The organism is Vibrio sp. 1751, from assembly GCF_033339895.1.
Classification (GTDB): domain Bacteria; phylum Pseudomonadota; class Gammaproteobacteria; order Enterobacterales; family Vibrionaceae; genus Vibrio; species Vibrio alginolyticus.
Map to the genome: position 1 here is coordinate 1 of NZ_JAWOVM010000094.1, position 14,175 is coordinate 14,175.

A 14,175-nucleotide genomic window follows, 5' to 3' on the forward strand; every position below is an offset into this window, starting at 1 on the left:
GAGTTCCTCTAAGCATATGAGAGATCAGCACTAATTACTACCAGTGATTCATTACTGGCTGTAGGTTGATAGGAATCTTTCAAAACGTCCAATGGCGATTTCTAGATCTTCAACGTGCGGTAGTGTCACGATGCGGAAGTGGTCTGGTTTTGGCCAGTTAAAGCCGGAACCTTGCACCAGTAAGACTTTCTCTTGTTTTAAGAAATCTAAAACCATCTGTTGATCGTTCTTGATGTTGTACATTTTAGTGTCGATTTTCGGGAAGAGGTACATCGCACCCTTAGGTTTGACACAAGAAACGCCAGGAATCTGATTGATCAGTTCATACGCTCGGTTGCGCTGCTCTAACAAGCGTCCGCCAGGTAAAATCAGTTCATTGATACTCTGGTATCCACCTAACGCGGTTTGAATGGCATGTTGCATTGGTACGTTTGCACATAAACGCATCGATGAAAGCAGCTCCAAGCCATTCACGTACCCTTGAGCCAGATGTTTAGGCCCCGTTAAGAACATCCAGCCACCACGGAAACCACAAACACGGTAGGCTTTTGAAAGGCCATTGAATGTCATGACTAGCACGTCTTCAGTGAGTGTGGCGACTGAGGTATGTGTTGCACCGTCGTACAACACTTTGTCGTAGATCTCATCTGCGAAAATGATCAGTTTGTGCTGGCGTGCTATCTCAATCACTTCAAGTAGGAAGTCACGGCTGTATACCGCACCTGTCGGGTTGTTCGGGTTGATCAGAACAATGCCACGTGTCTTTGGTGTGACTTTCTTTTTGATGTCTTCAAGGTCTGGGTACCAGTCAGCCTCTTCATCACATAGATAATGAACCGGCTTACCACCAGATAGTGCAACTGAAGCTGTCCATAACGGATAGTCTGGTGCTGGGATCAGCATTTCGTCGCCATTGTTTAATAGCGCTTGCATGGCCATTACGATCAACTCAGACACGCCGTTACCTACATACACATCTTCGACATCTAGCGAGCGTATACCTTTACGCTGATAGTGTTGGACCACAGCTTTACGAGCAGAGTAAATACCTTTGGAATCACAATAGCCTTGAGAAGTCGGCAGATTACGAATCACGTCGACTAAAATCTCATCAGGGGCGTCAAAACCGAATGGGGCAGGGTTACCAATGTTTAGCTTTAGGATTTTATGCCCTTCTTCCTCCATGCGCTTAGCATGTTTGAGTACAGGCCCCCTAATGTCGTAGCAGACATTGTCGAGTTTTGACGACATCCCGATATTTTGCATTGTTTAATTCCTAAAAATTCGTTAATTTCTTTATTAAAATACAATAATTTGTTTTTTATTAGAATATATATCTGTAAATAATCTTTCTGCTGGTTAAGTTTTGCTCGCTTGCTATCACAGGATTTTGCAAAAGATCGCATACGACCTTGATTTGCTTTGGGTCTAAACTTAGAGTAGCCGTCAGTTACCATTTATCCTCACATACAACGAGGTTGATTTGTCACAGTTCCATCAAGCCGTAAAGAGAATTATCGAGCGAGTTCAGCAATCGGAAGGCAATCAAACACGTCTGGTCGAGCCCCTTAGTGAGAAACCTAATTTCTCATTTATTGATTGGCTTGATGCACAACCACTTTTCCCTAAGTTTTATTGGCAGTCCCGCGATACACGTGAAGAGGTCGTTGCACTAGGGCAATTGCACGCTTTTGTTGAGCCAGGTCCTGCTTATACCATTCTAGGTGAAGGGCAAAGAATCTGGGGCGGGCGCTCTTTTGATGGACAGCATGAGAAGAATCGTCGCTGTATGCCTTCTTTTTTCTTTTTGCCTCAAATTGAGTTAATTCGTTTTGACCAACAGTGGTCTCTCGCAGTTAATATTTCAGAAGACAAATCGCGAACTCTAGCTGGGTTGAAGAAACTGGTTTGTGAGGTCGCGACCTTAGCTCCAATTTCGTCTCACATCCGCTCTATTGTTCATACGCCAAGTCAGCATCAATGGAATGAGTTAGTTCATAAGGTTCTGACTGGTATAGAGAATGATGATTTTAAGAAAGTGGTTTTAGCGCGTCGCTCTACCGTGCAGCTTGATAACACATTAAGTGCTGCACAGCTACTTAAAGCAAGTTACTTAAATAACCATCATAGCTTCCATTTCATGCTGAGCTTAGACAGTAAGCACAGTTTTATGGGGTCTACGCCAGAACGTTTGTATTCTCGCGTAGGGCATGAGCTACATACCGAAGCGTTAGCAGGTACGATTGGTCGGGGAGACAATGCCACTCAAGATATGGAGTTGGCGAATTGGTTATCCCAAGACCAAAAGAACCTCAACGAAAACCAGTATGTGGTGGACGACATCATTGACCGTCTATCACCGCATTCTGAAATGGTTGAAGTGGAAGCTGAACCGAGTTTGGTCAGACTACGAAAAGTGCAGCACCTTAAGCGAAATATTCACGCTAGTCTAAGAGCGGGGATAAATGGTGTTCAGTTGTTATCGGCGCTTCAGCCAACAGCGGCGGTTGCCGGCTTACCCCGCCAAGAGTCCATGCAGTTTATTCTTGATAATGAGCCCTTTGCACGCGGCTGGTACGCGGGGTCAATGGGTTACATAAGCCATGAACGAGCAGAGTTTTGTGTCGCAATCAGAAGCGCGCTTGTGCTCGGTGATCAAGTACAACTGTTTGCGGGCGCAGGGATTGTGCCTGGTTCTGTGGCAGAACATGAGTGGGCAGAACTTGATAAGAAAATGTCGACGTTACTTACGCTGATTTCTGATCATCCGCCATTGGGAGTCGCATCATGAGTCATGACCAAGCGGTGCTCAATCGAGTTTGGTCAGAAACCATATTGATTGAGCTTCAGCGATTTGGCGTTAAGCATGTTTGTATCGCTCCCGGATCTCGTTCTACTCCTTTAACTTTAGAAGCGGCAGAACAGTCCGACTTTTCCATTCATACTCATTTTGATGAGCGTGGACTGGGCTTTATGGCTCTTGGTTTAGCGAAAGCTACTCAGGAGCCAGTGGCAATTATCGTTACCTCTGGTACGGCAGTGGCGAACTTACTACCGTCGGTTGCCGAAGCCAAACTTACTGGTGAAAAACTGGTGCTGCTGACAGCAGATCGTCCAGTAGAACTTGTCGGCTGTGGTGCAAACCAAGCGATAAATCAATTGGGTATTTTTTCACATCATGTTTCGGCCAGTTTGAATTTACCAAGCCCAAATTTAGCAACGTCGCTTAACTGGTTGCTGACCTCTGTTGACGAAGTGATGTTTACTCAGCAATTGCAGGGTAGTGCCGTTCATATTAATTGTGCATTTCCAGAGCCTTTGTACTCCAATACAGAAAAGAGTACCTATCAGGATTACCTTGATACCGTTGCTGGCTGGCGAGATAGCAAGGTGACGTATTGCCAGCGCTTTAACCCGAAAACCAGCAGTGCAATTCCAAGCTGTGGGGATAACAAAGGTGTGGTGGTCATTGGTAGTTTGCCACTGGTCCAGGCTCAAGCTGCACGAGCGTTTGCAGAGCAAATGGGCTGGCCAGTCCTTGCTGATCCACAAAGTGGTGTCAGTTCGGATTGGGCGCATTTTGATTTATGGTTGCAGAATTCGAAATTGGCAAGCCTACTGGATGGCTGTGACTTAATCGTGCAGTTCGGTAGTCGAATCATTTCTAAACGTTTTAATCACTGGTTAGAAAAACACGTAGCACGTAATCAGCAAGGTGGTGACATTCAATATTGGTACGTATCGCCTCGATTAGAGCGAGATAACCAAAGCCACTTACCACAATGGCACTGGGCGGAGCAGCCAAGCTCATGGGTTGAACGTACGACGGAGTTTTCATCAGAACATGCTGGTTGGGCAAATGAACTTGCCGCGGACATCAAACAGGTCACGCAACACGCGAAAGGCTTGTTTGCTTCTGACCCTAAGAGTGAGCTGAGTGAGATTGCGTTAGCGATTGATGTGGCTGAGCGTGCTCAGGGTGTGGATCTGTTTGTTGGCAACAGTCTGTTTGTCCGATTGATCGACATGTTCGGCAAGCTTGATAACACAGAGGTTTTCACTAACCGTGGTGCGTCTGGCATTGATGGGCTGTTTGCCACAGCAAGCGGGGTACAACGCGCGCGCCAGAACCCGATGTTAATGTTTATTGGCGATACTTCTGCCTTATATGGGCTGAACTCATTGGCACTGTTTACGCACAACAAGTTGCCTTCGGTGTTGGTGATTACTAACAACGATGGTGGGGCGATTTTTGACTTACTGCCTGTACCGCAAGAGCATCGCGAGTCGTTCTATCAAATGCCTCATGGTTATGAATTTGAACATGCAGCGAAACAGTTTGGTTTACAGTATTGCAAACCGAACACGCTGGCTGAGTATCAATCTATAGTCTCTGAGCATTTTGCTAGCGGCGAAGGGGCGTTAGTGGTTGAAGTTCAAACGCCATCGAACCAAGCGGTAGAGCAACTAAAATCCTTCAACAAGAATTTGCATGCTCTATTCTAAACGCTTCCCAGCAACGGAAAAGCACCAAAGTAGTATTTTGCCTACTCTGGTGTTTTTGCATGGTTTGTTTGGTAGCGGTGAAGACTGGCAATCGTGTATCAACGCGTTACCCGAATATGAACGTGTTACGGTTGACCTTCCTGGTCACGGACGCAGCCAATCTATTTTTTGCTGCGATTTAAATGATTGCTGCAAACTTCTTGGTTCCACACTATCTTTATTATTTCCCTCACAACAACCACTTATTTTGATTGGATACTCTATGGGCGGCCGCATTGCGATGCATGGTATTGCCCATCAATGCTTTCCAGATCTCAATATTGCGGGCGCGATTGTTGAAGGGGGAAACTTCGGGCTTCAAACTGAGTCAGAGAAACAGGTGAGATTAGAGAATGATGCTCGCTGGGCAATGCGTTTCAAAACTGAACCACTTGAACGTGTTTTGAACGATTGGTACCAACAAGCGGTGTTTTCTTCACTAAACCATGAGCAAAGACAAACATTCATTGCGAAGCGAAGTGATAATCTTGGCTCAGCGGTGGCGAATATGTTGATGGCGACATCGTTAGCCAAACAGGCATATTTGTTGCCCTCACTGCAAAAGCAGAACATACCAGTGTATTACTTGTGTGGTGAGAAAGACCAAAAATTTAGCCAACTGGCACAACGTAGCGGGTTGGCGTATCGACAAGTTGAAAGCGCTGGTCATAACGTCCATCAAGAGCAGCCCAAACAGTTTGCGATACATACCAAGCAAATAATTCAGTCTCACTTTGGTGAGAGTAACGAGAACAATGGGAATCACCATGGCTAAAACAGTAGGCATTTCTGAAGAAGAACTTTACGCTCCGGTTCAATGGAAAGATTGCGGCGAGAGATACGAGGACATTCATTACCATAAGTCTGAAGATGGTATCGCGAAAATCACCATTGCGCGTCCTCAAGTGCGTAACGCGTTTCGTCCTCAAACGGTAAAAGAGATGATTGATGCGTTGGCAGATGCGCGTTACGACTCTGGTGTTGGCGTGATCATTCTGACAGGTCTAGGTGAAGACGCATTCTGTTCTGGCGGTGACCAGAAGATCCGTGGCGACTACGGCGGCTACAAAGACGACCAAGGTACGCACCACCTAAACGTATTGGACTTCCAACGTGATATTCGTACTTGTCCAAAACCAGTGATCGCATCGGTAGCGGGTTGGGCTGTGGGCGGTGGTCATGTTCTGCACATGATGTGTGACCTAACGATTGCAGCTGACAACGCTCAATTTGGTCAAACAGGCCCTAAAGTGGGTTCATTTGATGGCGGTTGGGGTGCATCTTACATGGCTCGCATCGTAGGCCAAAAGAAAGCTCGCGAAATTTGGTTCCTATGTCGTTTCTACAATGCTCAAGAAGCGGTAGACATGAGCCTAGTAAACACAGTTGTACCACTAGCGGATCTAGAGAAAGAAACCGTTCGTTGGTGTCGTGAAGTACTACAGCACAGCCCAATGGCATTGCGCTGCCTGAAAGCTGCATTAAACGCAGATTGTGATGGTCAAGCGGGTCTGCAAGAGCTAGCGGGTAACGCAACGATGATGTTCTACATGACTGATGAAGGCCAAGAAGGTCGTAATGCCTTTAACGAGAAGCGTCGCCCAGACTTCGATAAATTCCCTCGCAACCCATAATCCGTCTAAATGAGGAGCGTGTTAGCTCCTCTGTTCCTTTTTTCCTGAGCGCCTCGCCCTCTGGGAGGCTGGTGGGATTGCTCGTCAGAACGCTCAAATATACGGCATTACATAGGACTTGAATTATGCGTGAAGCGAAAATTTATCGTTATAGCTTGCCCATGGATAGTGGTGTCATCCTACGTGACAACAAGCTAACCGAACGTGTTGGTTATGTTGTTGCGCTTTCCGAAGATGGTAAAACAGGGCTTGGAGAAGTCGCTCCTCTTCCTGGTTTTAGCTTAGAGAGCACCGAAGATGCGGGTGTTCAGCTACAAGAACAGGCGGAGCGTTGGGTAGCAGAGTTGGATGTGGATTATGCCAAGATGTACCCGTCGGTTGCGTTTGGTTTATCGATGGCACAGCTTGAATTAGCTGGTGGCTTACCACAACAAGGTAAATACCAAACAGCGCCACTATGCACTGGCGACCCAGATGAGCTCATTCCAAAGCTGAACGAAATGGAAGGTGAGAAAGTCGCTAAGGTGAAAGTTGGACTTTATGAGCCAATTCGCGATGGCATGCTTGTGAACCTTTTTCTTGAATCAATCCCTCAATTAACGCTTCGACTCGATGCCAATCGCGCTTGGACACCAGAAAAAGCGCAGCAGTTCGCTAAGTACATTGCTCCGTCTCTGCGTCAACGAATCACGTTTCTAGAAGAGCCGTGCCGCTCTCCTGGCGATAGTCTCTCTTTTGCGATTAATACTGGTATTGCTATCGCTTGGGATGAAACATTGCAAGATGCGGTTCGTCGTGAAGATTTCCGTCTTGAAGATCTAACTGGTGTGAAAACGATCATCATCAAACCCACACTCATTGGTTCAGTGGATTTTTGTATTACACTGATAGAGAAAGCGAAGTCACTGGGGATGAAAGCAGTGATTAGCTCGAGCATTGAATCTAGTCTCGGTTTAACTCAATTAGCGCGCTTTGCCCAATGGCAGCTGCCTGATGAAGTTCCAGGTTTGGATACGATTGGCTTATTCAAAGCTCAGCTAGAGCAGGGCTGGCCTAAGTGTGAACTTCCCGTTCTTCCTCTAAAAGACCAGGAGATTGTGTGGCATTCTGCGTAGACAATATTGCGAAGGCACCATGGAAATATTGGGCTCAAACGAGCCCTTTTTCTATTGCACTCAAGACATCAACAGAAGTATTAAACTGGCAACAACTCTCGAAGCGTATTGACCAATACACTCACTATTTGAATGACTTGGGTGTAACTCGGGGGGATGTGCTGACTTTGGTTGGCAAGAACCAAGTAGAAACACTGTTGTTTTATCTTGCCTCCAAACAGTTAGGCGCGCTCGCTGCGCTGACCATGGAACAACCACTAGATAAGTTGCAGGGTAAGCTTGCTACACTTTACAGGCCTGATCAAACTCGGTTTATCTGGTTTTCTCTGGAGTGCGCTTCGACCTTTTCTGAACATGATATACAAAAACTCAAGGCAACATTGCTTTCACCGCCTGTAGTATCACAGAAAGAGAGTGATTCGTTGACTGAAGATAGCTATCATCATGATCGGCTAGCTTCAGTAGTATTTACTTCTGGCTCTACAGGGGAGCCTAAAGCTGTGGTTCATACACATCGACAGCATCTTGCGTCTGCAGAGGGCTTGTTGCAGGAGTTCATTTTCACTCAGCAAGATGCTTGGCTGTTATCGCTTCCGCTGTATCACGTCTCTGGATTAGCGATTGTCTATCGTTGGCTATATGTCGGAGCAACACTAAAAGTCGGTTCAGGGAAACTTGTTGATGATATTCAGGGCGTATCACACGCTTCTTTGGTTGCGACTCAGCTCAAACGGTTATTGGATGATGATGCACATTTGTCATTGACACATGTGCTACTGGGCGGCAGTCACGTTGATCATGAGTTGGCACTACGAGCATCAGGGCAAGGCATTGAGACGTGGTTAGGTTATGGGATGACGGAGGCGGCCTCTACCGTTACCGCAAAGAGAATTGACAGCACCAGTAATGCTGGACATGTATTGAAGCACCGTAAGATAAAATTAGTTGACCAACGCATTTTTGTTGGCGGTAAGACATTAGCGGCAGGGTATTTCCATCAAGGACATGTTACCCCATTTCTGGATGAGAAAGGCTGGTTTGACAGCAAAGATCTTGGCGAGTGGCAAGGTGATGAATTAAAGATAATCGGCCGTGCCGACAATCAGTTTATCTCTGGTGGTGAGAATATCCATTGTGAAGAGATTGAAGCCGCTTTGAACCAAATTGATGGTGTAGTGCAGAGTATAGTGGTTCCAGTCGAAGACGCGGAGTTTGGTCATAGACCAGTAGCTGTGATTCAGACCAATGGATTGCGCAGCAAGTCGGAGTATGACCAGCACTTGCAATCAAAGTTAGAGAAGTTTAAATGGCCAGTGGAATACCATGTAATGCCAGAAACTCTACTAGAAGGTGGGATCAAAATTTCACGTAAGGCCGTGAAAGAGTGGCTGTTGTCATCACTTCAGCATTAGTCAATTTTGCTATGTATTAGTCATAAAGAGAATTTCGTATCCTTATAACTCTGAATCATAATTATGCTTCTTAGTGGAGAGAAAATGCATAAGGTTCAGGATGGCAAAGCTAGTTTTAATTGCGGCAGTAGCACTACAAATTGGTATCGCGATAAGTAGTGAAGGGCTAGCCCGCTCTCTTGCAGAGCTAACGGCATTTTTGATCGCTATTGCGTTGGTCGTTATATACAAAAATAGCAAACGGGAAATACCGTCCCCTCAACGCGATAAGCAGACCACCAATATCTAAAACAGTAACCAACTTAGAGAAGTGGTAGAAATTAGCACCCACAGAGTCACACCAAACAACAGCGGCTTAGCTCCAGCTGACTTTAGTTTTGAAATTGAAATGCTGCAACCTATCAAGAACAGACATACAACCAACGCTTGCTTTGCTCCAATGAAAATGCCGTGATAGACCATTTCAAATTGAGGAAAGAAGTCGCTAAACGCGATAGCTGCACAGTACCAAAAAATGAAATAAGGGATAGCTAGTTTTTTCTTTCCATTCTCTTTTTGGCCTCTTGAAAAGATGACGGCACTGATCAAAGCAACAGGAATGATCCATAAAGCGCGCGCGAGTTTCAATGTTGTTGCCGTCGTTAGTGCTTCTTCCCCATAGGCCGAGGCAGCCCCGACAACAGAAGATGTGTCATGAATGGCAATCGCAGCCCATGTGCCAAACGTGTGTTGATCTAGCCCTAAAGCATGTCCAATCACAGGAAACACAAAGAGTGCAATGGAGTTCAGGACAAATACCGTTGCCAGTGCTAATCCAATCTGCTCGTCTTTCGCTTTAATCGCCGGTGCCACAGCAGCAATTGCGCTACCACCACAAATTGCAGTACCTGATGAGATTAAGTAAGCGGTTACTCGCTCCAATTTAAGCACCCTGGCAATGAGAGTGCCCATGATCAGTGTGCCTGTAATAGTGGCGATGATCAGGCCGATACCATCCGATGTGACTGTAAGCGCTTGCTCGAAGTTGATGCCAAAGCCCAAGCCAATAATCGAGTAAGACAGCAGCTTTTTAGTAAAAGAAGCGATGGGCAGCTCGGAAGGCACAAAACCAAAACTTGCGAGTAGAAAACCGATAACTAGAGCAATGGGAGAGGAGGCAAGAGGGGTTAGACAAAAAAGTAACGCCAATCCAAACAGGAGGTAGTTTCTATTCAAGGTTTTTATTCGCTGTTGTGAATGAAAGGGAGAGTATATCGCACTGGGTGTGGTCAGTTTGTCTTAATGATTTGAACACATGTTCAGTTATCCTAAACATGTGTTCAAGTGTATTTATCGCCAGTCGCCTCTAAGTTGATGCACTTTATCGAACATTGTTTTTGCCGTTGCCTCGTTTGGTGGCACCGGTTGTCCTGCCTCTATTTCTAGCTTTGACCAAAATCGAGTCGGTAAGCCACAGCATGCGCGACCTTTTGCGCGGCTGAAATAGCTTCCCCATAAGCCTTTAAGTGCAACAGGTATGACAGGTACTGGACTACGACGTAGGATTATATCAATACCGCGCATGAATTCATTCATTTCACCATCTGAAGTTAATCTTCCTTCAGGGAAAATACAGACGATATGACCTTCGCTTAGCGCAGCTTCCACATCGTTAAATGCACGTCTGATAGAGCTTCTGTTACTCGCTGAAATTGGAATTACCCCAGTTCGACGTAAAAAGCGCCTTAATGGAGGTAGGTTGGCGTAATCTTCCTCCATCACAAAACGAATCAACCTTGGGCATACGGCACTAAGTAGCAATGCATCCATGTAGCTTACATGATTACATACAATCAATGCCCCACCATGCTCGGGTAGGTTGTGTAGATTCTTATGCTTAACTCGATAGATGGTGTGCGTAAGCATCCACATGACAAAGCGAACTACAAAAATAGGAATTTGCAAAAAGATGTAAGCGGCGACTAAGAAATTTAAAATGGCTAACAATGCAAACAGTTGAGGAATTGTCATCTTGATTACACTTAGGCACACAATACCTAAGACAGCGCTGCCGACCATAAACAGAGAGTTAAAGATGTTGAGCCCTGCGATGACTTGAGCACGTTCGGTTTCCTTTGCTCGATGCTGCATTAATGCGTAAAGAGGCACGATAAACAAACCGCCCGAAGCACCAATCATCAATAGGTAGAAAAATAATGGCCAAAAAGGCTCATATCTAAAGAAGTCTACAAAGTTATGGAAAGTAGGTAGATCATTGGGAATGGAAGTGGCCATTAGGTACCCAAATACCGTAATGCCAAAGGCACCAATTGGCACAACACCGACTTCTATACGATGGTTTGAGATCCAATTGCAAAGTAGCGACCCTAGCGCGATACCAATGGAAAATAGAGCGAGCAAGAAAGACACCGCACTCTCGGTGCCATTTAGGTAAATCTTAGTGAAATTCGGGAATTGTGTTAGATATGCGGCGCCTAAAAACCAAAACCAGCTTATTGCCATTATGCATTGAAAAACAACTCGATCGGATTTGGCGATAGAGAGCGTGTGTTTGGTTTGCTTGTATGGTTGCCAACGAAAAGAGAGATTGGGTGCGCTGGCTGCAGCAAAGGGGATTGAGCGGCTCGACAAGTAGCCTAACAATGCGAAGATCACGACACAAAATGCGGCGAGGTATTTTGCGTTGTCTGCAGAGGCTATAATCCCAGCGCCTAAGGTGCCAATAAGGATGGCGATAAAGGTACCAGCTTCAACAAGAGCGTTGCCGGGCACTAACTCTTTAGCATTTAACTTTTGAGGCAAAAGGGCATATTTAACTGGGCCAAAAAATGCTGACTGTGTGCCCATTAAAAACAGTAGCAATAAAAGCACACCATAACTTTCGGTTATGAATCCGATGGCACCCAAGAGCATGATGGCTATTTCAAATAGTTTGACCTTACGAATAAACCATGACTTTTCATATTTGTCGGCTAATACGCCAGCGGAAGCAGAGAACAGAAAGAACGGTAGAATGAACAAGCCTGCCGCAAGGTTGATGAACAAATTGCTCGAAATAGGTAGTGCACTGGAGCCAGCGAATGCGACAAACAACAGCAAAACGTTTTTAAAAATATTGTCGTTGAAAGCGCCAAAAAACTGAGTAATGAAATAGGGCAGGAACTTTCTCTGCGTAAGTAAGGACGGCTGTCTGTCGGATGACATGGATAATCCTTTGTTACCAGTTCGTGAGGTAGTTAGAAAGAAGATTACTGATCAATTCTTTGCCATCAATCGGTTCACTAGAGAAAAACTTATCATCAACACTGAGTAAAGTAATGCCATGTACGCCAGACCAAAGGACTCGACTCGCTTGAATCACTTCGGATTCAGTACGATGTGGTGCGATTTGAGCCAATAGTGACTCTAGCATTCCCGTCATACCATCGATACGTTTGGCATGCCATTCCGGAAGTTCTGCTCCATTCATGTTGTGTTCGAACACTAACTGCCAACGGTATGGGTGTTTTTGAGCAAAATCGTGGTAGCAATAAGCGAGTTCAAAAAGCGCTTGATGGGAGTCTTTGCTGTCATTAGTCGCTTTGCGTGCTTCTTGAGATAACTCATCTAAAGTTTGAGCGACAACATGAAGCAACAACAAATTATAATTACCAAAAACATTTACCAATGTGCTTGGCACGTAACCAATCATGTTAGCGATTTTACGAAGACTGAGTTCGTGGTAAGAATTCTCATCTAAAAAGTTTTTGACCGTTGTTAAGGTCAAATTCACTAACTCTTCTCGGGTGTGATCGTTTCTGCGCGCCATACTCTCAAACTACTTTATTGAACATCGTTCAATATGATAGTCAGCTACCTATTAACCGTCAACAAGGCAATGTGTCCAAGTGCCCTCAAGGTGTAGGATTCTGAGCTGTGTCACTGATTCTAATTCAAGTAAAACAATCTGGAGTATTAGTGAACTTATTCCATACTTTTTTTACATTGATCAAGCGCCTTCAGCTGAATTGTAAGCAGTGTGAGCAGTCTGCATTTTTGGCAATATTCTGATACATGTCAGCTTCTATAAGCTATTTTCATCAATCGGTATACAGAGTATGATGACTTAAAAATCATCTTTGGCGTGCTACTGTTTGAAACAACGATTGTTTCGTCTTGAAAATGGGGCACTATCTTAGATAGCTAACTTTAAGGATAACGATGAAACGTTTATTTTCTATTGTTGCTTTATTGATGTTTACTGTTGCTGTAACGCCTATCGCGGAAGCGAAGAAGTTTGGTGGCAGTAAGTCTTTCGGTAAGAGCTACAAAACTGCACCAGCACCGAAACAACAGCAACAAAACACCAATACGGTCGGCAAAGATCAGACGACAAAGTCTTCAAGTAAGAAAGGCCTTATGGGGGGGCTGCTAGGCGGACTTCTTGCTGGTGGTCTACTTGCTGCATTCTTTGGCGGTGCTTTTGAAGGTATCCAGTTTATGGATATCCTAATTATTGGTTTGATTGCCTTTGTCATCTTTAAACTAATGCGCGGTATGCTAGGTGCGAAGCAGGGCAGTATGAACCAGCATCGTCAACAGCCTGCATTTGGTGGCAACGCATCTAAGTTTGAGCAACCAAACATGCAAAACTTTGAGCAACAACCAAACACAAATAATGGTGGCTTTGGTGGTTTTGGCGCTCAAACAGACGTACCACATAACTACCCACCGGGTTTTGACCAAGCAGCGTTCATTAATGGTTCTCGTGAACACTATCGAATCCTGCAAGGTGCGTGGAATCACAACCAGCTAGAAACTATTGAAGAATATGTTTCTCCAAGCTTGTTTGAAGACCTAAAAGCAGAGCGCGCGAAGCTCGACGGTGAGCAGCATACTGACGTAATGTACGTTGATGCGGAGATCGTCCGTGCTGATTACGATGCAAATAAAGCACAGCTTAGTCTGCAGTTTAGCGGTCGTTACCGTGACACAGTAGAAGGTGTTGAAGAAGAAATCGAAGATATCTGGCACCTAGAGCGTGACTTGACTGCGCCTAATGCGCCATGGTTAATCGTTGGTATTCAAGGCTAGTCACCTTTAAACCAATTTAGTCACTAGTAAAAATCCCGCATCCCCTGCGGGATTTTTTGTATCTATCATTTATATTTCTTGTACGTGTTTTTATGCAAACATCACTAATTGAGTCCGTTTGGTAATTTTGCGAGCCCACTTTTTCTAGTAAGTCCTCAAGTGTTTTCCTATTTATATTGAACATTCATATTAAGGCCATACGAACTAACAAAATCAAAATAGCTAGTACATTGTTTGTAGGGTAAAGATCTGCTCCTCAGCCTTTTGTTTGTGGAGTTTCACATGGGGTTGGTTGCTTTAGTGAGATTGAGTATAGGTTATACCAATCGTAGTAAATAACTGGTCATTCTAGCTTGTTAAAATACTCGATAACTGCGTTGCAATTTTTGATTGTAG

12 protein-coding genes are annotated in these 14,175 nt (G+C 44.9%); 8 read left to right on the forward strand and 4 right to left on the reverse strand.

Features of this window, described 5'->3' with window-relative positions:
• Positions 1 to 51: 51 nt before the first annotated feature.
• Positions 52 to 1,266 (reverse strand): pyridoxal phosphate-dependent aminotransferase, encoded by a 1,215-nt coding sequence (locus R7041_RS19960; protein WP_206949641.1) that lies wholly within the window; start codon positions 1,264 to 1,266, stop codon positions 52 to 54.
• Positions 1,267 to 1,483: 217 nt separating this feature from the next.
• Between R7041_RS19960 and R7041_RS19965 the strand changes: the two genes are divergently transcribed.
• From R7041_RS19965 to R7041_RS19995, 7 genes are all read left to right on the forward strand, one after another.
• Positions 1,484 to 2,791, forward strand: a complete 1,308-nt coding sequence (locus tag R7041_RS19965) for an isochorismate synthase MenF (RefSeq protein ID WP_206949642.1) — start codon at positions 1,484 to 1,486, stop codon at positions 2,789 to 2,791.
• Positions 2,788 to 4,506 carry a 2-succinyl-5-enolpyruvyl-6-hydroxy-3-cyclohexene-1-carboxylic-acid synthase gene (gene menD / locus R7041_RS19970; RefSeq protein ID WP_017819992.1) on the forward strand — a complete coding sequence of 573 codons (1,719 nt, stop codon included), beginning with the start codon at positions 2,788 to 2,790 and terminating at the stop codon, positions 4,504 to 4,506. Before R7041_RS19965 ends, menD begins: the two co-directional genes overlap by 4 nt.
• On the forward strand, positions 4,493 to 5,320 hold the full coding sequence (menH, locus tag R7041_RS19975; protein ID WP_206949643.1) for a 2-succinyl-6-hydroxy-2,4-cyclohexadiene-1-carboxylate synthase: 828 nt from the start codon (positions 4,493 to 4,495) through the stop codon (positions 5,318 to 5,320). Before menD ends, menH begins: the two co-directional genes overlap by 14 nt.
• Complete coding sequence (gene menB / locus R7041_RS19980) at positions 5,313 to 6,179, forward strand: 1,4-dihydroxy-2-naphthoyl-CoA synthase (RefSeq protein WP_206949644.1); 867 nt, start codon at positions 5,313 to 5,315, stop codon at positions 6,177 to 6,179. The genes menH and menB overlap by 8 nt, the downstream gene beginning before the upstream one ends.
• A gap of 125 nt (positions 6,180 to 6,304) precedes the next feature.
• Positions 6,305 to 7,294 (forward strand): o-succinylbenzoate synthase, encoded by a 990-nt coding sequence (gene menC / locus R7041_RS19985; protein ID WP_042524032.1) that lies wholly within the window; start codon positions 6,305 to 6,307, stop codon positions 7,292 to 7,294.
• A complete protein-coding gene (menE, locus tag R7041_RS19990; RefSeq protein ID WP_206949645.1) occupies positions 7,279 to 8,706 on the forward strand; it encodes an o-succinylbenzoate--CoA ligase in 1,428 nt (475 codons plus the stop codon). Before menC ends, menE begins: the two co-directional genes overlap by 16 nt.
• A 100-nt stretch (positions 8,707 to 8,806) precedes the next feature.
• Complete coding sequence (locus tag R7041_RS19995) at positions 8,807 to 8,995, forward strand: hypothetical protein (protein ID WP_017634658.1); 189 nt, start codon at positions 8,807 to 8,809, stop codon at positions 8,993 to 8,995.
• On the opposite strand, the gene R7041_RS20000 is transcribed toward R7041_RS19995, so the two are convergent.
• From R7041_RS20000 to R7041_RS20010, 3 genes are all read right to left on the reverse strand, one after another.
• Positions 8,992 to 9,921, reverse strand: a complete 930-nt coding sequence (locus R7041_RS20000) for a YeiH family protein (protein WP_154204732.1) — start codon at positions 9,919 to 9,921, stop codon at positions 8,992 to 8,994. The genes R7041_RS19995 and R7041_RS20000 overlap by 4 nt on opposite strands.
• A 114-nt stretch (positions 9,922 to 10,035) precedes the next feature.
• Entirely contained in the window at positions 10,036 to 11,910 is a 1,875-nt protein-coding gene (locus tag R7041_RS20005; RefSeq protein WP_005382310.1) for an MFS transporter, read from the reverse strand.
• A 13-nt stretch (positions 11,911 to 11,923) separates the two neighbouring features.
• Positions 11,924 to 12,514, reverse strand: coding sequence for a TetR/AcrR family transcriptional regulator (locus R7041_RS20010; protein ID WP_005382308.1), 591 nt, complete (start codon positions 12,512 to 12,514; stop codon positions 11,924 to 11,926).
• A gap of 392 nt (positions 12,515 to 12,906) precedes the next feature.
• Between R7041_RS20010 and R7041_RS20015 the strand changes: the two genes are divergently transcribed.
• Complete coding sequence (locus tag R7041_RS20015; protein WP_005384268.1) at positions 12,907 to 13,779, forward strand: Tim44 domain-containing protein; 873 nt, start codon at positions 12,907 to 12,909, stop codon at positions 13,777 to 13,779.
• Positions 13,780 to 14,175 lie beyond the last annotated feature (396 nt).